General features: G+C 64.7%; 19 protein-coding genes. 3 read left to right on the plus strand and 16 right to left on the minus strand.

The genetic code is table 11. The features are described from left to right. Positions 1–18 precede the first annotated feature (18 nt). From FYK34_RS12885 to FYK34_RS12895, 3 genes are read right to left on the minus strand one after another with little or no spacing between them, the layout of a single operon-like run. Positions 19–1947: a transglutaminase family protein gene (locus tag FYK34_RS12885; protein WP_168209741.1), complete on the minus strand. Its 1929-nt coding sequence runs from the start codon at positions 1945–1947 to the stop codon at positions 19–21. After that, positions 1937–2893, minus strand: coding sequence for a DUF58 domain-containing protein (locus FYK34_RS21070; protein WP_149297049.1), 957 nt, complete (start codon positions 2891–2893; stop codon positions 1937–1939). Before FYK34_RS21070 ends, FYK34_RS12885 begins: the two co-directional genes overlap by 11 nt. After that, entirely contained in the window at positions 2877–3782 is a 906-nt protein-coding gene (locus FYK34_RS12895; protein WP_149297051.1) for an AAA family ATPase, read from the minus strand. The genes FYK34_RS21070 and FYK34_RS12895 overlap by 17 nt, the downstream gene beginning before the upstream one ends. Before the next feature lie 73 nt (positions 3783–3855). Here FYK34_RS12895 and FYK34_RS12900 point away from each other — a divergent pair, with 73 nt between their 5' ends. Together FYK34_RS12900 and lepB are read left to right on the plus strand one after the other, a co-directional pair. After that, positions 3856–4815, plus strand: coding sequence for a histone deacetylase family protein (locus FYK34_RS12900; RefSeq protein ID WP_149297052.1), 960 nt, complete (start codon positions 3856–3858; stop codon positions 4813–4815). A 28-nt stretch (positions 4816–4843) separates the two neighbouring features. Continuing rightward, complete coding sequence (gene lepB, locus FYK34_RS12905; protein ID WP_149297054.1) at positions 4844–5512, plus strand: signal peptidase I; 669 nt, start codon at positions 4844–4846, stop codon at positions 5510–5512. Positions 5513–5579: 67 nt separating this feature from the next. On the opposite strand, the gene plsY is transcribed toward lepB, so the two are convergent. Beyond that, positions 5580–6200 (minus strand): glycerol-3-phosphate 1-O-acyltransferase PlsY, encoded by a 621-nt coding sequence (plsY, locus tag FYK34_RS12910; RefSeq protein ID WP_149297056.1) that lies wholly within the window; start codon positions 6198–6200, stop codon positions 5580–5582. Between the two features lie 82 nt (positions 6201–6282). Between plsY and FYK34_RS12915 the strand changes: the two genes are divergently transcribed. After that, the gene (locus FYK34_RS12915; RefSeq protein ID WP_149297058.1) at positions 6283–6642 is read left to right on the plus strand and encodes a dihydroneopterin aldolase; all 360 of its coding nucleotides are present in this window, start codon (positions 6283–6285) and stop codon (positions 6640–6642) included. Positions 6643–6648: 6 nt separating this feature from the next. On the opposite strand, the gene FYK34_RS12920 is transcribed toward FYK34_RS12915, so the two are convergent. The 12 genes from FYK34_RS12920 to deoC all read right to left on the minus strand — a co-directional run bounded on the left by FYK34_RS12920 (position 6649) and on the right by deoC (position 16901). Continuing rightward, positions 6649–6936 (minus strand): hypothetical protein, encoded by a 288-nt coding sequence (locus FYK34_RS12920; protein WP_149297060.1) that lies wholly within the window; start codon positions 6934–6936, stop codon positions 6649–6651. Between the two features lie 69 nt (positions 6937–7005). Then, positions 7006–7395 carry a group II truncated hemoglobin gene (locus FYK34_RS12925; protein ID WP_174774518.1) on the minus strand — a complete coding sequence of 130 codons (390 nt, stop codon included), beginning with the start codon at positions 7393–7395 and terminating at the stop codon, positions 7006–7008. 53 nt (positions 7396–7448) lie between these two features. Continuing rightward, positions 7449–8705 carry a D-amino acid dehydrogenase gene (locus FYK34_RS12930; RefSeq protein ID WP_149297062.1) on the minus strand — a complete coding sequence of 419 codons (1257 nt, stop codon included), beginning with the start codon at positions 8703–8705 and terminating at the stop codon, positions 7449–7451. A gap of 100 nt (positions 8706–8805) precedes the next feature. Next, a complete protein-coding gene (locus FYK34_RS12935; RefSeq protein ID WP_149297063.1) occupies positions 8806–9666 on the minus strand; it encodes a CheR family methyltransferase in 861 nt (286 codons plus the stop codon). A 66-nt stretch (positions 9667–9732) separates the two neighbouring features. Further along, the gene (gene erpA / locus FYK34_RS12940; protein WP_369816066.1) at positions 9733–10065 is read right to left on the minus strand and encodes an iron-sulfur cluster insertion protein ErpA; all 333 of its coding nucleotides are present in this window, start codon (positions 10063–10065) and stop codon (positions 9733–9735) included. A gap of 217 nt (positions 10066–10282) precedes the next feature. Continuing rightward, a complete protein-coding gene (argC, locus tag FYK34_RS12945; protein WP_149297065.1) occupies positions 10283–11311 on the minus strand; it encodes an N-acetyl-gamma-glutamyl-phosphate reductase in 1029 nt (342 codons plus the stop codon). Positions 11312–11444: 133 nt separating this feature from the next. After that, the gene (rpsI, locus tag FYK34_RS12950) at positions 11445–11837 is read right to left on the minus strand and encodes a 30S ribosomal protein S9 (RefSeq protein ID WP_011137243.1); all 393 of its coding nucleotides are present in this window, start codon (positions 11835–11837) and stop codon (positions 11445–11447) included. A 15-nt stretch (positions 11838–11852) separates the two neighbouring features. Then, positions 11853–12281 (minus strand): 50S ribosomal protein L13, encoded by a 429-nt coding sequence (gene rplM / locus FYK34_RS12955; RefSeq protein WP_149297067.1) that lies wholly within the window; start codon positions 12279–12281, stop codon positions 11853–11855. Between the two features lie 377 nt (positions 12282–12658). Beyond that, positions 12659–13369 (minus strand): purine-nucleoside phosphorylase, encoded by a 711-nt coding sequence (deoD, locus tag FYK34_RS12960; protein WP_149297068.1) that lies wholly within the window; start codon positions 13367–13369, stop codon positions 12659–12661. 100 nt (positions 13370–13469) lie between these two features. Beyond that, positions 13470–14687, minus strand: a complete 1218-nt coding sequence (locus FYK34_RS12965; RefSeq protein WP_149297070.1) for a phosphopentomutase — start codon at positions 14685–14687, stop codon at positions 13470–13472. Positions 14688–14702: 15 nt separating this feature from the next. Continuing rightward, complete coding sequence (gene deoA / locus FYK34_RS12970) at positions 14703–16028, minus strand: thymidine phosphorylase (RefSeq protein ID WP_149297072.1); 1326 nt, start codon at positions 16026–16028, stop codon at positions 14703–14705. A 105-nt stretch (positions 16029–16133) separates the two neighbouring features. Then, entirely contained in the window at positions 16134–16901 is a 768-nt protein-coding gene (gene deoC / locus FYK34_RS12975; RefSeq protein ID WP_149297074.1) for a deoxyribose-phosphate aldolase, read from the minus strand. Positions 16902–17077: the final 176 nt, after the last annotated feature.

Genomic DNA, 17077 nt, shown 5'->3' on the forward strand with positions numbered 1-17077 from the left:
GGCCCGCGCCGGGCCTGATTATTTCCAGCGCCGCGCCCGCCTAGACCATTTCTTTTCACGCGCCGGATCGGCCTCGGATCGCCGGTAACGCAGTTCGATGTATTCATCGAGCAAGACTCTCAAGCTCAGGAAATCTTCGCGCGGCAGGCCTTGCGCCGCTTTCAGCATATCCAGCGGGCCATGCGAGGCCGGCACGACGATGCCGCGCCGGGCCAGCCCTTGCCGCAAGCCTGCCCATCCCGCCGCCAAAGGCGGCAGACCCGGCCGGCGCCGCCACCAAGCCAGCAGCGGCAGCATGGCCAGAGTCATGCCGATGAACAGGCCGCGCAGCACGCTGGACGCATCCACGCCGTCGCCCAGGCCCAGCCGCTGGAACAAGCCGCGCTGGCGATTGGCGTCGTACCCCACCACCCATTGCTGCCAGGCGAAATCGGCTGCCAGCCATTGCTGCCGCCAATAGCGCAGCCAGCGCGGCGGGAGCACCGCGCCTGCCGCGCCCTCATTGCGCAAGGCGGGCAGCGCCTGCTCCGCGCCTTGTTCCAGCCGTCCAGGCGAGACCGCCGCAGTCGGGTCCACGCGCAGCCAGCGCCGCGCTTTGGCCTGCCAGATTTCCGCCCAGGCATGGGCGTCGGACGAGCGCACCAGCCAGAACTTCCCCACCGGGTTGTATTCGCCGCCCTGATATCCCACCACCACGCGCGCCGGGATGCCGGCGGCGCGGGCGAGAAAGACAAAGGCCGAAGCATAGTGTTCGCAAAAGCCCTGCCGCGTTTCAAACAGAAACTGATCCTCCGGCTGTTCGCCCAGCAAGGGCGGCTGCAGGGTGTAGCGAAAACCTCCCAACCGCAGATGTCGCAATACCTCCTGCGCGAAACCCGCCTCGCTGCCCGCTCGCGCCGCCAGTTGCGCGGCCAGCGCCCGGCTCTTGGGATTGCCCGGCGGCAAGCGCGTGTAGAAGGCCCGAGCGCCATCGGACAAGTCCTCGCGCGCACCGGCGCCCAACAGGCTCGTCATCGCATAACGCGCCAACTCGCCCTGCCTGCGGTCCTGCCTCAGCACGCCGCCAACGGCGAAATGGCTGCCGGACGGCGCGTCCATAGGCATCTCCAATGCCGGCAGCCGCCCGCGGTCCGCCCGCAAGGTCAGGCTGTATCGCACGGAGGCCGCGCCGGCCACCGGCATCGCCAGGGCCCTCCCCTCCCCAGCCCTATGCCAGCGCCGGCCGTCGAACACATCCAGCAGCATCGTCCGCCAATACATCTGGTCCTGCTTGGGCGCAGGGCCGTCGAACACCACACTGAAAGCCGGATCGCGGTTCAGGATCAGTCGGCTGATGCTGCCCGGCTCCATGTCCTCGCCCAGCCCGCTGCCGGCCGCAGACTGCTGCATCGGCATGCTCCACAAGGGCTCAGGCAGCCGCGGCATCAGCACGAACAACACCAGCATGATGGGCAGGGACAGCAACAAAGCCTGCGCCGCATTGCGCCAGCTGCCGCGCGGCAGGCCGCCGGCCAGCACGGCGGCGGCCCAGGTCAGCAACAGCATCGAGGCTACCAGCCAAGCGGCCATCCATGGCGACTGGTCGAACAGCAGCGGCATGGCTGCCAGGAAGAAACCCAAGGCCAACAGCACGCGCCAATCGCGCAAGCTGGCCGTTTCATACGCCTTGAACGCGGTCAGCAACAGCAATAGCGCCACCCCGCCCTCGCGCCCGATCAGCGTACCCAGTTGCAGCCACGCGGCGCCGACGAACAGGGCGAGCGCGGGCAACAATAGCCAGCGCGCCGGCAGGGCGTCACCGCGCCGGCTCAGCGCCATTCTGCCCAGCAGGGCCGCCATGCCCAGGAGAGGCAGCCAGGCCGGCAGATACCAGGCCAGCGGCAACAGGACCCAGACCAAGGCCCATAGCACGGGCGCATGACGCAGCCCTTGCCTCTCAGCCCTCACGACCGCCTCCATGCAAGGCCAGCGCCGCCAGCGCGCGCTCGCGCTGGCGCGGCTGCGGCCCCACCTCGCCGTCCGGCAGGCAAAGGCGATATGGCTGGCGCAGTCTTTCGCACTGTTCCACCCGCCAGGCCATGCGCGATAGCCTGCGCTCCACGTCGGCCTCCTTGGCGTAATCCTCCCAGCGGATCAGCCTCATCGCGCTTCCCGCCTCGCCGACAAAGCGCTTGCTGGCCAGGGCATCCCGCTGCGCCAGCACTTTCCAGGCGATTTGCCGCGGCGTGTCGCCGTGCCGGTAAGCATCGAGGTGGGAAAAATCGTCCCCTGCGGGACGGCTGGCTCCGCCCTCGCCGCCCCCGCCCTCGCTCAAGCCGCGCGCGGCGTCCGGCAGCGGGGCGGGATAGACCAGCAGACGCGCCTCCAGCCGCAGAACCGCCCAAGCGCGGATCAGGCCGAAGGGCGCGTCGCTTTCCACCACGCACATCGGCAAGGCGAGCCAACCGCGGCGCGGCGCCGGCACGGCCAGCTCCAGCGCAAGGCCGGCATGCCCGGCCATGTCTTCTGCCGGCACGGCGATGTCCTGGTCCAGCGCCCGTACCGCCACCCGCCGGGGCACGGCCTGGGGATTGTCCAAGAACAGCTGGAAGCGCGCGGACTCGCCGGCAAAGACCGAGCCGCCCGGCTCGGCCGACACCGTCAAGCCCGAGAGCTGGCGAAAAGCCATCAGCACCGCCACCAGCTCCAGGCCGACGATCCAGAAGGCCAGGACGTAGGCCAGGCTGACCTGGTAATTGAGCGCGCCCACCCATACCGCCAGCGCCACCGCCAACATCAGCAGGCCAAAGCGCGTGGGCAGCAGATAGATGCGGCGCTGCGTCAGCTCGCAGCGCGCTTGCAAGGGCAAGCGCTTCAGCCACCAGCGCCGCAAAGACTCACGGAATGGCGACATGGGCCAGCAGCCGCTCCAGTTCCTGGCTCGCCTCGACGCCCGTCGTCGATTGCAGCCGGTGCGCCGCCACGGGCAAAAACACCGCCTTGACGTCCTCCGGCAGCAAGTGGTCGCGCCCCGACAGCAAAGCCCAGGCGCGCGCCGCCGCCACCAGCGCCTGGCCCGCCCGCGGGCTGAGCCCGGCGACAAACAGCCCCGGTCGGCGCGTCGCCTCCAGCAGCGCCAGCAGGTAATCCGCCAAGGCCGGGGTCACCGTCACCGCGGCAGCCTTTTGCTGCAGCGCCAGCAGCTCGTCGGGCGTCATCGCCGCCTCGAAGCGCGCCAACAGGGTCCGCCTGTCCTCGCCCATCAGCAGCGCCTTTTCCGCCTCGCGCGGCGGGTAGCCCAGCGAAATGCGCATCAGGAAGCGGTCCAGCTGCGATTCCGGCAGGGGAAACGTCCCCATCTGCTCGCCGGGATTCTGCGTGGCGATCACGAAAAACGGCGATGGCAAGGCGTGGGTGTCGCCGTCTATCGAAACCTGGCGCTCCTCCATCGCCTCCAGCAAGGCCGACTGCACCTTGGGCGAAGCGCGGTTGATCTCGTCGGCCAGCAGCAACTGGGTGAACACCGGCCCCTTGTGCAGCTCGAAGCGCGCGCTGTCGCGCTGGTAGATGTTGACGCCCAGGATGTCGGCCGGCAGCAGGTCGCTGGTGAACTGCACGCGGCGATAATCCAGGCCCAGCACGCTGGCCAGACCGTGCGCCAGGGTGGTCTTGCCGACGCCGGGCACGTCGTCGATCAGGAGATGGCCGCGAGCCACCAGGCAGGCAAAAGCGAGGCGGATGGCTTGTGGCTTGCCCAGAATCAGCGTGTTCAGTTGCCGGTAGGCGAGGGAGAGTGATTGCATTTGACCCCGGTTGCGCGCAGTATTTATCAAAATCACATATTCGCCATTCATTGTAAGCGCGTAGGGAGCGTCCGTGTTCACCTGGCTGAAAAACCGCCTGCAGCGCAACGGCCTGACGGCCTACATCACCCATCCGGAATGCCTGCAGCACAATATGGGCGTGGGCCACCCGGAATGCCCGGAACGGCTGACCGCGATCCGCGACCAGCTGATGGCCTCGCAGATTTTCGACAGTCTGCAGGAGGTCGAAGCGCCCGAGGTCACTTACGAGCAATTGGCGCGCGTCCACCCGCCGCGCTATGTCGAATACCTGGAAGCCTGCGCGCCCAGCGTCGGCACCTTCCGCCTGGATCCGGACACGGCCATGTCGCCCGGCACGCTGCCAGCGGCGCACCGCGCGGCCGGCGCCGTGGTGAAGGCGGTGGAACTGGTGGCGGAGGACAAGGCGCCCAATGCTTTCTGCGCCATCCGCCCACCCGGCCACCACGCCGAGAGCGACAAGGCGATGGGGTTCTGCTTCTTCAACAACATCGCCATCGGCGTGGCCCACGCGCTGGCCAAGTACAAGTTCGAGCGCGTGGCGGTGGTGGATTTCGACGTGCACCACGGCAACGGCACCGAGGAAATCCTGCACGACGACCCGCGCGTGCTGATGGTGTCCATCTTCCAGCACCCGTTCTATCCCTATCGCGGCGACCAACCCATGGGGCCGAATATGCACAATGTGCCGCTGAAGGCCGGCAGCGGCGGGCGCGAGTTTCGCGAGGTTGTTGAGAACGTCTGGCTGCCGCTGCTGCATGAGTTCCAGCCGCAGATGCTGTTCATCTCGGCCGGCTTCGACGCCCACCGCGAGGACGATATGGGCTCCCTGGGGCTGACGGAAGCGGATTATGAATGGGTCACCCGCCACCTGCTGCAGATCGCCGACCAGTACTGCGCCGGCCGCGTGGTGTCGGTGCTGGAGGGCGGCTATGATCTTTCCGCGCTGGGCCGCAGCGTGGCCGCCCATATCCGCGTGCTGTCGGATGGCTGACGCCCCCCCTGAATCACAAAGGACTGCAATGAAGAATTGGCTGCGCAATAATCGAGGCTTCCTGGTGTTCCTGCTGCTGTTCGGCCTGTTCCGCACCGCGGTGGCGGACTGGAACCCCATCCCATCCGGCTCCATGCGCCCCACCTTGCTGGAGGGCGACGTGGTGCTGGTGAACCGGCTGGCCTATGACCTGAAGCTGCCGCTAAGCAATATCATCCTGTATCGCACCGGCGAGCCGCAGCGCGGCGACATCGTCACCTTCTCCTCGCCCAAGGACGGCACGCGGCTGATCAAGCGCCTGGTCGCCGTGCCCGGCGACACGGTGGAAATGCGCCATGAGGAACTGGTCATCAATGGCCGCGCCGCCCATTACCAGCCCTTGCAGCAATTGAACGAAACCGTGGCGGACAACGTCACCCTGCCCGCGCTGCGGCTGCGGGAAAGCGGCGTGCTGCCGGCGCACCGCGTGCAATGGCTGGCCGGTGTCAACGCCCGCAGCAGCTTCGGTCCGATGACCATTCCGCCCGGCCAGTACCTGATGCTGGGCGACAACCGCGACAACAGCGCCGACTCGCGTTACATCGGCCTGGTGCCGCGCAATCTGCTCATAGGCCGCGCTGTCGGCGTCATCGCCTCGGCCGACATCACCGGCGACTGGATGCCGCGCTGGAGCCGCTTCGCCAGCGACTTCCATTAACCCGGACTCCAGCAAACAAAAAAAGCCGTCTCGCAAGACGGCTTTTTTGTTGGATGACAGCATGGCTTCAGCTGGCGTCGCTCTTATTGCCTATCTTGTCTTCCTCGCCGGTCATCAGTTTGATCAGATTGGACTTGTGGCGGTGTATCACCACGATGGCGATGATGATGCAGGTGCCGAAGTAAACGCTGTGCGGCCCGAGGATGAAAAAGGCGTACACCGGCACCAGCACGCAGGCGACGATGGCGGACAGCGAGGAAATCTTCACCACGAAGGCCATGAACAGCCAGGTAGCGATGGCCGCCAGCGCCAGCGGCGCGCTGATCCCGAACAAGATGCCGACGGCGGTGGCCACGCCCTTGCCGCCCTTGAAGCCGAAGAAAACCGGCCACATATGGCCGAACAGCACGGCCAGCGCGCACAGCGCGATGCCCTGCTCGCCCAGGCCATAACGCGGCCCCAGCCAGGCCGCCAGCGCCACCGCCACCCAGCCCTTCACGCCGTCGCCCAGCAAAGTCAGCGCGGCGGCCAATTTCTTGCCGCTGCGCAGCACATTGGTGGCGCCGGGGTTGCCCGAGCCATAGCTGCGCGGGTCGGCCATGCCCATCGCCTTGCTGACAATCACGGCGAAAGACAGCGAGCCGATCAGATAGGCCGCTAGGACGAAAGCGAATGCGGTCGTGGTCATGGTGGTGGTGTGTCCGTTGGATTAGAATACGAAGTTTCGGATTTTACGGTATCGGGCGGCAAAGCCCAACCTCCACGGACTGATGGACATCATATTCCTGCGCGAAGTGCGCGCCGACACGGTAATCGGCGTGTACGACTGGGAGCGCACCGCCGCCCAGACCATAGAAATCGACCTGGAAATCGGCATTCCCAGCGACACGCCCTGCCATAGCGACAATATCGGCGACACCATACACTACGGCGTGGTGGTGGAGCGGCTGCGCCAGTCGCTGCAGGAGCAGCACTTCTTGCTGCTGGAAGCCTTGGCCGAGCACATCGCCAAAATGGTGCGCGAGGAATTCGGCGCGCCCTGGGTCCGCGTGGCGGTCACCAAGCTGGGCATCCTGCCCGGCGTCAAGCGCGTGGGTGTGCAGATAGAACGCGGCCACCGGCCGCATTGAGGACGATCAGTCGGTATTGAAGCGCAGCTTCAAGCCGACGTCCTTGTTGTGCATCTTGAGGGTCAGATGAGTACGCTTGCCCAGGTTCAGATTCGGCACCAGGCGCAAGGTATGGCCGTCCGCGTCTCTTTCCAGCCGCACCGGCCCCAGCTGCAAACCCTGCGGCTGCAGGTCCTGTTTCTGCACCTCGGGATCGCGTGGCGAAGCGCACATCATGGCATGCGGCATGCAGGCCGCCGCGGCGGCTCCGCATTCCAAACCCAAGGCCAGCGATAGCAGCAGACGACAGACCATGACCGGACTCCATCCATCGATACTTCTATCATGGACCAAGCCGGACCGGCGTCAAGAATAGTCACGCGCTTAACAATTTCGCATGAAATCAGCGGTATTGTAGAAAGCTTTCAGCAGTTTTTCCTTCAGCCAATCCTCCACCACCAGCTCATCCACCGCCTGTCGCATGCAGCGCATCCACTGGTCGCGCGCGACGTCATTGACGGCAAACGGCATATGGCGCATGCGCAACCGCGGATGGCCGAAAGCTTCCATGTACAAGGCTGGGCCGCCCAGCCAGCCGGACAGAAACATGAACAGTTTCTGCCTGGACCCCGCCAGATCGGCCGGATGCATGTCGCGCAGCGCCTTCACCTCAGGCTCCTTGTCCATGATGTCGTAAAACCGCTCAGCCAGCCAACGCACCACCCCTTCGCCGCCCAACAGCTGATACGGCGTCATTTCCTGCACATCGCTCATTTCCACTCCAGATGCCGGCGCGCCGCGCCGGCGTAAAACGGCCCCCGCGGCGCTCACAAACCGCGAAAGGCGAAATCCAGCTGCGGCCGCAGACCGCTGATGATCTCGGCCAGCGCGCGGCCCGAGCCGGCGGCCTCGGTCCAGCCCAGCGTGCCGTGGCCGGTATTCAAATACAAGCGGCCGATGCCGCTCTTGCCGATCAAGGGCACATTGCCCGGCGTGGCCGGCCGCAGGCCGCTCCAGAAGCGGGCTCGCTCCCAGGCGCAAGCCTCTGGAAACAGGGCGCGGCCTCGCCGCAGCAAGGCCTCGCAGCGCGTCAGATTGAGGCTGGAGCAATAGCCGGACAGCTCCGCCGTGCCGGCGATGCGCAGCTCGTCGCCCAGCCGGCTGAACACCAGCTTGTGCGCCTCGTCGGTGATGCTGACCATGGGCGCCGAGGCGATGCTCTTGATCGGCACCGTGGCGGAATAACCCTTGGCCGGATAGATGGGCAGCCGCAGGCCCAGCGGCGCGGTGAGCAAGGGGGAATGGCTGCCCAGCGCCAGCACATAGGCGTCCGCCGTGATCCGGTCGTAAGCGCCGTCCGGCCCCGTCACCGACACCCCGCCGATGGCGCCATCGACCAGGTCCAAGGCATTGACCCGCGTATTGTAACGGAAGGCCACGCCCAGTCCCGCCGCGGCCTCCGCTACGCCGCGCGTGAACAGGTGCACGTCGCCTGACTCGTCATCCGGACACCAGCTGGCGCCAGCCAGCTGCGGCAGCACCGGCTCCAGCGCCGGCTCCAGCGCCAGCAGCTGATCGGGCATCAGGATGCGCTTGTCGACGCCGGCCTGGCGCATGCGCGCCGCGGTCCGTTCCGCCTGGGCCAGCTGTCCGGCACTGTAATGCAGGGTCAGGATGCCGCGCGACAAGCGACGATAGGCGATGCCGGTCTCTTCGCGCAGCTGGCGCATGGCATCGCGGCTATACAGCCCCAGCGCCACCATCTGCCGCATATTGCGGTGGTCGCGTCCCGGCAGGCATTCACACAGAAAATCCATTATCCAGCGCCATTGCGCCGGGTCCAGGCGGGGACGGAACAACAAGGGGGCGTCGTCGCGCCACAGCCAGCGCAGCACCTGCCAGGGCGCGCGCGGATTGGCCCAGGGTTCGGACTGGCTGACCGACAGCTGGCCGCCGTTGGCAAAGCTGGTTTCGCGCGCCGCGCCGCAAGCCCTCTCCACCACCACCACCTCATGGCCCATTCTGGCCAGGAACCAGGCCGTGGACACCCCTACCACGCCGGCTCCGAGTACCGCCACTCGCATCCCGCCTCCATCGAAAAAAGACGAAGGGCAAGACTCGCTTGCCCGTTCAGTGCGGAATGTTAAAGCCAAATGTCCGCGGCTGCGACCATTTTGTCGGACACTATTTGCTTTTCGCGTGCTCGTACACAGTCTTGCCGCGCAGGTGGAAGTAGTCGGAAGCGAAATAGAAGTTTTCCGAATGGCCGACGAACAAGAGTCCATCGGGCTTCAGCAGCGGCGCAAAGCGTTTGAGCACGCTGAACTGGGTATCGCGGTCGAAGTAAATCATCACGTTGCGGCAGAAAATGGCGTCGAACTGCTTGCGTACCGACCAGCTGGCCTCCACCAGGTTCAGGCGCTGGAAAGTGATCATATTGCGCAATACCTGCTTGGCCTGATAGCTGCCGTCGGGCAGCTTGTCGAAGTATTTGACCGCGTGGCCGGCCGGCAAGCGCGCGATCTTGTCCGCCGAATAGATGCCCTTGCGCCCCGTTTCCAACACGCTGGTATCGAGATCGGTAGCCAGCACCGTGATGGCGGGACGGGTGATGCCCGGAAACGCCTCCAACGCGGTAATGGCCAGCGAATACGGCTCTTCGCCGGTAGACGCCGCCGCGCACCAGATGGACAGCTCGCCGCCGGCGGCGACCTTCTTCTTCAAATGCTCGGACAGAATCGGGAAGTGGTGCTCCTCGCGGAAGAAAAAGGTCAGATTGGTAGTCAGCGCGTTGACGAATTGCTCAAACTCTCGCTTGCCGCCCAGGGACTCCAGGAAGTCGACGTAAGCGGCAAAGCCGGGCAGCTTCAACTCGCGGATGCGGCGCACCAGCCGGCCATACACCATGTCCTTCTTCGACGGGTTGAGCGAAATTCCCGCCTCCTTGTAGATCAGCTTGCGGATGCGCTCGAAATCGCCGTCGCTGAACGCGAACTCGCGGTTGAATTCGATCTTGGGCAATACCACCGGCGGCAGTTTGTTCATGTCCTGTTTTCCACAGCAAAAAGGCCCGGGCAAGTGCCCGAGCCTGGTTCTTACCTGCGTCCAGTATCACACCGAGAACGAAGAACCACAACCACAAGTGGTGGTGGCATTCGGGTTGCGGATCACGAACTGGGAGCCTTCCAGGCTCTCCTGATAGTCGATCTCCGCGCCCACCAGATATTGGTAGCTCATCGGATCCACCAGGAAGGTCACGCCCTGACGCTCGATCGCGGTGTCGTCCTCATTGGCGATCTCGTCGAAGGTGAAGCCGTACTGGAAACCGGAACAGCCGCCGCCGGTGACGAAGACGCGCAGTTTCAGGTCGGGATTGCCCTCTTCCGCGATCAGATCCTGCACCTTGGCGCAAGCGCTGTCGGTGAAGTTGATCGGGCACGGCATTTCGGTAGCAGCTTCTGTCATGTGTAACCTCGCTAATTCAATCGGGCCGGTCGCGGCCATTCACCCACCATTTTAGTCGGATATCGGGGCGGATGGCGAGCCTTCAAGCCCTTGATCGCCATTATGTGCCGGGCGTTCCGCCTTCTCCCAATCCCCAACTTCCATGAATCGGCGAAAACGGCGGATCGCCCCTTGGGGCATCCGCCCTACACGCTCATCACGGCATCAAGGGCACGACATCCAGACCATCCAGCTCAGGCAGACCGAACATCAAATTCATGTTCTGCACCGCCTGGCCGGCCGCCCCCTTGACCAGATTGTCTATCACCGACAACACCACCACGGTGTCGCCGTCTTGCGGCCGGTGCACGGCGATGCGGCACAGATTGGCTCCGCGCACCGAGCGCGTTTCCGGATGGCTGCCGGCCGGCAGCACGTCGACGAAACCCTCATTGGCGTAACGGGCCTCGAATAGCTGCTGCAAGTCCACGTCCTTGCTCAGCCGGGCATACAGCGTGGCGTGGATGCCGCGTATCATCGGCGTCAGGTGCGGGACAAAGGTCAGGCCCACCGGCTTGCCGCCGATATGCGCCAGGCCCTGGCGGATTTCCGGCAGGTGACGGTGGCCGGCCACACCATAGGCCTTGAAGGAATCACCCGCCTCGGCCAGCAAGGCGCCGATCTCGCCCTTGCGCCCGGCGCCGGACACGCCGGACTTGCAGTCCGCGATCAGGCTGGAAGCATCAACGACGCCGGCCTCGATCAGCGGCAGGAAACCCAGTTGCACCGCCGTCGGATAGCATCCCGGATTGGCCACCAGGCGGGCGTCGCGGATAGCTTCGCGGTTCACTTCGGGCAGGCCGTACACCGCGTCGGCGATAAGATGCGGCGCGGCATGCTTCATGCCATACCACTTTTCCCACTCGAACACGTCCTTGATGCGGAAGTCCGCCGCCAGGTCGATCACGCGCACGCCGGCGTCGAGCAAGGCGACAGCCTCCTGCATGGCGATGCCGTTGGGCGTGGCGAAGAACACCACGTCGCACTCCGCCAGCCGGGCCTCATCGGGCGTGCTGAAAGTCAGATCGACACGGCCGCGTAGGCTGGGAAACATCTCGTCCACGCGGATGCCGGCATCCTTGCGCGAGGTCACCGCCGTCACGCGGGCTTGCGGGTGCCTGGCCAGCAAGCGCAACAATTCCACCCCGGTATATCCGGTGCCCCCGACGATGCCCACCTTGATCATGACGATCCCTTTGTGTAAAAAAATGTCGCAAAGGCGACATTTTAGGCAGACTGCGCGACCGCAGCAAGCGCGCAAATAGAAAAAACCGCCGGGCCAAGGCCGGGCGGCTTTTTGGGGTGCAGAATCCTGGCGATTAACGCTTGGAGAACTGCTTGGCGCGGCGAGCTTTGCGCAGGCCGACCTTCTTACGTTCAACTTCGCGGGCGTCGCGGGTCACGTAACCAGCAGCCGACAGAGCGGACTTCAGAGCGGCGTCGAAGTCGATCAGGGCGCGGGTGATGCCGTGACGGATGGCGCCGGCTTGGCCGGTTTCACCGCCGCCAACCACGTTCACCTTGATGTCGAAGGATTCGAGGTTTTCGGTCAGGGCCAGCGGCTGGCGGATCACCATGCGACCAGTTTCACGGGCAAAATACTCGTCAACCGGCTTGCCGTTAACGATGATTTGGCCGGAACCTTTTTGCATGAACACGCGAGCAACGGAGCTCTTGCGACGGCCGGTGCCGTAGTAGTATTTACCGTTCATTGTTATGCCTTAAAATCAGATTTCCAGCACTTTGGGCTGTTGGGCGGCGTGCGGGTGCTCGGAACCGGAGTACACCTTGAGCTTCTTGATCATGGCGTAGCCCAGCGGGCCCTTCGGCAGCATGCCTTTCACGGCCTTTTCCAGAACGCGTTCCGGGAACTGGTTTTGCAGTTCGGTGAAGGTGCGCTCGTAGATACCGCCCGGGTAGCCGGAGTGACGGTAGTACTTCTTGTCTTGAGCCTTGGTGCCGGTGACGCGCAGCTTCTCGACGTTCACCACGACGATGAAATCGCCGGTGTCAACGTGAGGAGTGAATTCCGGCTTGTGTTTGCCACGCAGGCGGCGGGCGATTTCGGCAGCCAGGCGACCCAGCACCTTATCGGCGGCGTCGACCACGTACCACTCGCGCTTTACCTCATGCGGCTTGGCAGAAAAGGTCTTCATGGAACTCTTCCATCGTAATTCTTGAAAGTTACGGATTTTAGAGCAGTGGCCGGGTCGCTGTCAAACCCTTGTGACACAACAGATTTCCCAGAGCGGAAAACTGTGCGAATGCGTGGCGGATATGGTCAAAAAAAAAAGCGCAACGCTGCTGCGTGTTGCGCCAAGTTCCACCTTTGAGAAGGAGGATGGAGGAGACAACACCAGGAGCGCCACAGTGCATAACGCCCTGATGCAATACCGATTATTCAGTATCCCTCCGGGATTAGGCAAGCAGTTTTGTGCAGTGCACGATAAATAGACTGGACCTATGCGGCAGCCATGCCACAAGCAGACCAAACGGGCGCCGCCGGCGCCCGTTTCATTGCCGAATCAGCAGCTTACAGCTTGATCGCCGCGTCCAGCGCCACTTCCATCATGTCGCGGAAGGAAGTCTGGCGCTCCTCGGCGCTAGTGGCCTCGCCGGTCGGGATGATGTCGGACACGGTCAGAATGCCGGCCGCGCGCGCGCCATACTGGGCCGCCACGGCGTAGATGCCGGCCAGCTCCATTTCGATCACGTTGACCTGCATCTTGGCCAGCACGTCCAGCATATTGGGCTGCACGCCGTAGAACAGGTCGGCGGAGAACACATTGCCCACGGTCACGCTCTTGCCCTGCTCGGCGGCAGTGTCCACCAGCGTGCGCAGCAAGGTGTAGTCGGCGATGGCGGCGTAGTCGTGATCGTTGAAGCGCATGCGGTTCACCTTGCTGTCGGTGGAGGCGCCCATGGCGATGAACAGCTCGCGCAGCTTGATGTCAGGCGTGACCGCGCCGCAGGAGCCGATGCGGATGATGTTCTTGACGCCGTAGTCCTTGATCAGCTCAGTGGTGTAGATGCTGGCGGACGGAATGCCCATGCCGTGCGCCATCACCGACAGGCGCTTGCCCTTGTAGGTGCCGGTGTAGCCAAACACATTGCGCACGTTGGTGACCAGCTCGGCGCCTTCCAGAAAGGTTTCGGCGATCATCTGCGCGCGCAGCGGATCGCCCGGCATCAGTACGGTTTCAGCGAAAGCGCCGTCTTTGGCGTTGATATGCGGGGTGGCCATTGAAGGTCTCCTCTTTATTTGAATGATTCGGAGTCCGTCCCGTTGCCACGGGACGGACAAATGCATGGCGGGCCGCCCGTCGCGTCCCGGCAGATGGCGATCAGGCGAGGAAGGACGTACCGTAGTCCATCGGCGGCAGGCCCAGGTGGCTGGCCACGCTCTGACCGATGTCGGCGAAGGTGGTTCGCTCGCCCACGCTGCCCGGCTTCACCGTCTTGCCGTAGCACAGCACCGGGATATGCTCGCGCGTGTGGTCGGTGCCCGGCCAGGTCGGATCGCAGCCATGGTCGGCCGACAGGATCAGGATGTCGTCGTCGCCCAGCGCGGCCATCACTTCCGGCAAGCGCGCGTCGAACTCCTCCAACGCGGCGGCGTAGCCGGCGGTATTGCGGCGATGGCCGTAGCTGGAATCGAAATCGACGAAGTTGGCCATGATGATGGCCGGCTTGTCCTTGTGCTGATCCATCGCCGTCAGCGTGGCATCCCACAGCTGGTCAAAGCCGGTGGCCTTGTGTTTGTGGGTGATGCCGACATGGGCGTAGATGTCCGCGATCTTGCCGATGGACACCACGTCGCCGCCGGCATCGGCCAGCTTTTTCAGCACCGTGGGAGCCGGCGGCTCCACCGCCAGGTCCTTGCGGTTGCCGGTGCGGGCGAACTTGCCCTTGCCTTCGCCGATGAACGGGCGGGCGATCACGCGGCCGATATTGTACGGCTCCAACAGCTCGCGGGTGATCTTGCACAGCTCGTACAGCTTGTCGAGGCCATAGGTCTCTTCATGGCAGGCGATCTGGAACACCGAGTCGGCCGAGGTGTAGAAAATCGGCTTGCCGGTCTGCATGTGCTCTTCGCCCAGGCGGTCCAGAATCTCGGTGCCGGAAGCATGGCAGTTGCCCAGATAGCCAGGCAGGCCGGCCTTGGCCACGATGGCGTCCAACAACTCCTGCGGGAAGCTATTGTCGTGCTCGCTGAAATAGCCCCAGTCGAACAAGACCGGCACCCCGGCGATTTCCCAGTGGCCGGACGGCGTGTCCTTGCCGCTGGAGATTTCGCGGGCATAGCCGTAGGCCGCCAGCGGCGCGGCCGGACCCATCCCTTCCGGGAAGTAGCCGGACGACAGCTGGCAGGCGTGGGCCAGGCCCATCTTGGACAGATTGGGCAGCTTCAGCGGGCCGCTGCGGCCCACGTCGGCGCGGCCGGCGGCCGCCTCCATCGCGATGTGGCCCAAGGTGTTGCTGCCGGCGTCGCCAAACTTGACGGCATCCGCCGCCGCGCCTATGCCCAGCGAATCCAGAATAATGATAATTGCGCGTTTCATGCTGCCTCCCTGGCCTTATTCGCCACGGATGATCTGATAGACCTGCGGCAGCGTGGCCGGCGCGATTTCATCGATGCGGATGGCTGCCTTGACCCGACGCGCCGCGTCTTCGAAGCTCGCCTCGTCGGCGGCGTGGATCATCATGAGCGGGGTGTCTTTACTGATATTTTGGCCCAGTTCTACGAACTGCGACAGTCCCACGCGGAAATCCAGCACATCGGTGGCCAGACGGCGGCCGCCGCCCAGCGCGCATACCGCCATGCCGATGCCGCGGGTGTCCATCGCGCCGATGAAACCGGCCTTATCGGCGTACACCGGACGCACGATGGGCGCCGGCGCCAAGTGGCGGTCGTAGTTTTCCAGGAAGTCGGCCGGGCCGCCCAGGGCGGTCACCATGCGGCCGAAGATTTCCGCGGCGCGGCCGGAGTCCAGCCCCGCTTGCAGCTTGGCGCGGGCGTCGGCCTCGTCGCTGGCCAGCTTGCCGCCGATCAGCATCTGCGCGCACAGCGCCATGGTCACTTCGTGCAGGCGCGGGTTGCGCTCGTCGCCCTTCAGGTAACGCACGGCCTCGCGGGTTTCGATGCTGTTGCCGGCGGTGGACGCCAGCGGCTGGCTCATTTCGGTGATCAGCGCGGTGGTGGCCACGCCGGCGCCGTTGCCCACCTTGACGATGCGCTCGGCCAGCTCGATGGACTTCTGCATGGTCGGCATGAAGGCGCCGCTGCCAGCCTTCACGTCCATCACCAGCACGTCCAGGCCCGCCGCCAGCTTCTTGGACAGGATGGAGGCGGTGATCAGCGCGATGGATTCGACGGTGGCGGTCACGTCGCGAGTGGCGTAGAAGCGGCGGTCGGCCGGGGCGAGGTCGGAAGTCTGGCCGATGATGGCCACGCCCACTTCCTTCACCACCTTGCGGAACAGTTCCGGGTCCGGGAAGGGGTTATAGCCCGGCACCGCGGACAGCTTGTCCAGCGTGCCGCCGGTGTGGCCCAGGCCGCGGCCGGAAATCATCGGCACGAAGCCGCCGCAGGCGGCGACCATGGGCCCGAGCATCAGCGACACCACGTCGCCCACGCCGCCGGTGGAGTGCTTGTCCACGATGGGGCCCGGCAGGTTCAGGTCTTTCCAGTGCATGCGGCGGCCGGAGTCGCGCATGGCCAGCGCCAGGTGCACGTTCTCCTCCAGCTCCATGCCGTTGAAGTAGATGGCCATCGCCAGCGCGGCGATCTGGCTGTCCGCCACGCTGTTGTCGGTGATGCCGGCGACGAATTGTTGGATTTCTTCTTGCGACAGCATCAGGCCGTCGCGTTTTCTACGGATGATTTCTTGCGGCAAAAACATGGCATTCTCCCTGCCTAAGACCCACCGCGGCTCAGCGCGCGATGGACGATGCGGCCGGGAAATCGCCCGGCCAGAGTGCGGAACCCCCGCGTATTCTCGATTCGATCAGTAACCGCTGGTTTGCTTGGCCACGCCGCCGGCGATCTCGATCTGCAGATTGGCCAGCAGGCTGGAGGCGCCGAAACGGAAATGATCGGCGTTGACCCAGGCGTCGCCCAGCAGGCCGCCGGCCAGGTCCAGGTATTGCTTGGCCTCGGCCGCGCTCTTCACGCCGCCGGCGGCCTTGAAGCCGCACTTGCCGCCCTGCTCCTTGATCACGTTCAGCATCACGTCCGCCGCTTCCAGCGTGGCGTTGACCGGCACCTTGCCGGTGGAGGTCTTGATGAAGTCGGCGCCGGCGCGGATGGAGATCTCGCTGGCTTCGCGGATCAACGCCGGCTCTTTCAGCTCGCCGCTCTCGATGATGACTTTCAAGAGCTTGCCGCCGCAGGCTTCCTTGCAGGCCTTGACCAGCTCGAAGCCGATGTCGCGGTTGCCGGCCATCAGCGCGCGGTACGGGAACACCACGTCCACTTCGTCGGCGCCGTAAGCGATGGCGGCGCGCGTTTCGGCCACGGCGATGGCGACGTCGTCATTGCCGTGCGGGAAGTTGGTGACGGTGGCCACCAGCACGTCCGGGCAACCGGCTTCGCGCAGCGTCTTCTTGGCGATGGGCACGAAGCGCGGGAACACGCACACGGCGGCCACGGCGCCGTCCTGGCTCTTGGCTTTCTGACACAGCGCGATCACCTTGGCGTCGGTATCGTCGTCGTTGAGGGTGGTCAGGTCCATCAGGGACAGCGCGCGGCGCGCGGCTTCAATCAATGCAGACATGGTCGTTCTCTCTAGGAAGGCATCGCTGAGCCTCGAATCGTCGCCGGCATGACGGCGTTTTTTCCGAGGCGCTGGATGCGATTATGAAAATTTCTTCACGTGAAAGCAAATTGCGAATCGCGCACACTTGCTTAAACGCAAATCCCCGGCCCGGCCATCTCGCCGGCCTGAAAAGC

The organism is Chromobacterium paludis (genome assembly GCF_008275125.1).
Taxonomy (GTDB): domain Bacteria; phylum Pseudomonadota; class Gammaproteobacteria; order Burkholderiales; family Chromobacteriaceae; genus Chromobacterium; species Chromobacterium paludis.

What these genes read in the sequence shown, in the direction of transcription:
- FYK34_RS12930 (WP_149297062.1), bottom strand. Translation starts at nt 8,705, where the DNA reads ATGCGAGTGGCGGTACTCGGAGCCGGCGTGGTAGGGGTGTCCACGGCC.
- FYK34_RS12915 (WP_149297058.1), top strand. Translation starts at nt 6,283, where the DNA reads ATGGACATCATATTCCTGCGCGAAGTGCGCGCCGACACGGTAATCGGC.
- rpsI (WP_011137243.1), bottom strand. Translation starts at nt 11,837, where the DNA reads ATGAACGGTAAATACTACTACGGCACCGGCCGTCGCAAGAGCTCCGTT.
- FYK34_RS21070 (WP_149297049.1), bottom strand. Translation starts at nt 2,893, where the DNA reads ATGTCGCCATTCCGTGAGTCTTTGCGGCGCTGGTGGCTGAAGCGCTTG.
- FYK34_RS12920 (WP_149297060.1), bottom strand. Translation starts at nt 6,936, where the DNA reads ATGGTCTGTCGTCTGCTGCTATCGCTGGCCTTGGGTTTGGAATGCGGA.
- deoC (WP_149297074.1), bottom strand. Translation starts at nt 16,901, where the DNA reads ATGTCTGCATTGATTGAAGCCGCGCGCCGCGCGCTGTCCCTGATGGAC.
- deoA (WP_149297072.1), bottom strand. Translation starts at nt 16,028, where the DNA reads ATGTTTTTGCCGCAAGAAATCATCCGTAGAAAACGCGACGGCCTGATG.
- deoD (WP_149297068.1), bottom strand. Translation starts at nt 13,369, where the DNA reads ATGGCCACCCCGCATATCAACGCCAAAGACGGCGCTTTCGCTGAAACC.
- FYK34_RS12925 (WP_174774518.1), bottom strand. Translation starts at nt 7,395, where the DNA reads ATGAGCGATGTGCAGGAAATGACGCCGTATCAGCTGTTGGGCGGCGAA.
- rplM (WP_149297067.1), bottom strand. Translation starts at nt 12,281, where the DNA reads ATGAAGACCTTTTCTGCCAAGCCGCATGAGGTAAAGCGCGAGTGGTAC.
- erpA (WP_369816066.1), bottom strand. Translation starts at nt 10,065, where the DNA reads ATGCCGTGCCCGATCAACTTCACCGACAGCGCTTGCGCCAAGGTGCAG.
- FYK34_RS12965 (WP_149297070.1), bottom strand. Translation starts at nt 14,687, where the DNA reads ATGAAACGCGCAATTATCATTATTCTGGATTCGCTGGGCATAGGCGCG.
- FYK34_RS12895 (WP_149297051.1), bottom strand. Translation starts at nt 3,782, where the DNA reads ATGCAATCACTCTCCCTCGCCTACCGGCAACTGAACACGCTGATTCTG.
- FYK34_RS12935 (WP_149297063.1), bottom strand. Translation starts at nt 9,666, where the DNA reads ATGAACAAACTGCCGCCGGTGGTATTGCCCAAGATCGAATTCAACCGC.
- plsY (WP_149297056.1), bottom strand. Translation starts at nt 6,200, where the DNA reads ATGACCACGACCGCATTCGCTTTCGTCCTAGCGGCCTATCTGATCGGC.
- lepB (WP_149297054.1), top strand. Translation starts at nt 4,844, where the DNA reads ATGAAGAATTGGCTGCGCAATAATCGAGGCTTCCTGGTGTTCCTGCTG.
- argC (WP_149297065.1), bottom strand. Translation starts at nt 11,311, where the DNA reads ATGATCAAGGTGGGCATCGTCGGGGGCACCGGATATACCGGGGTGGAA.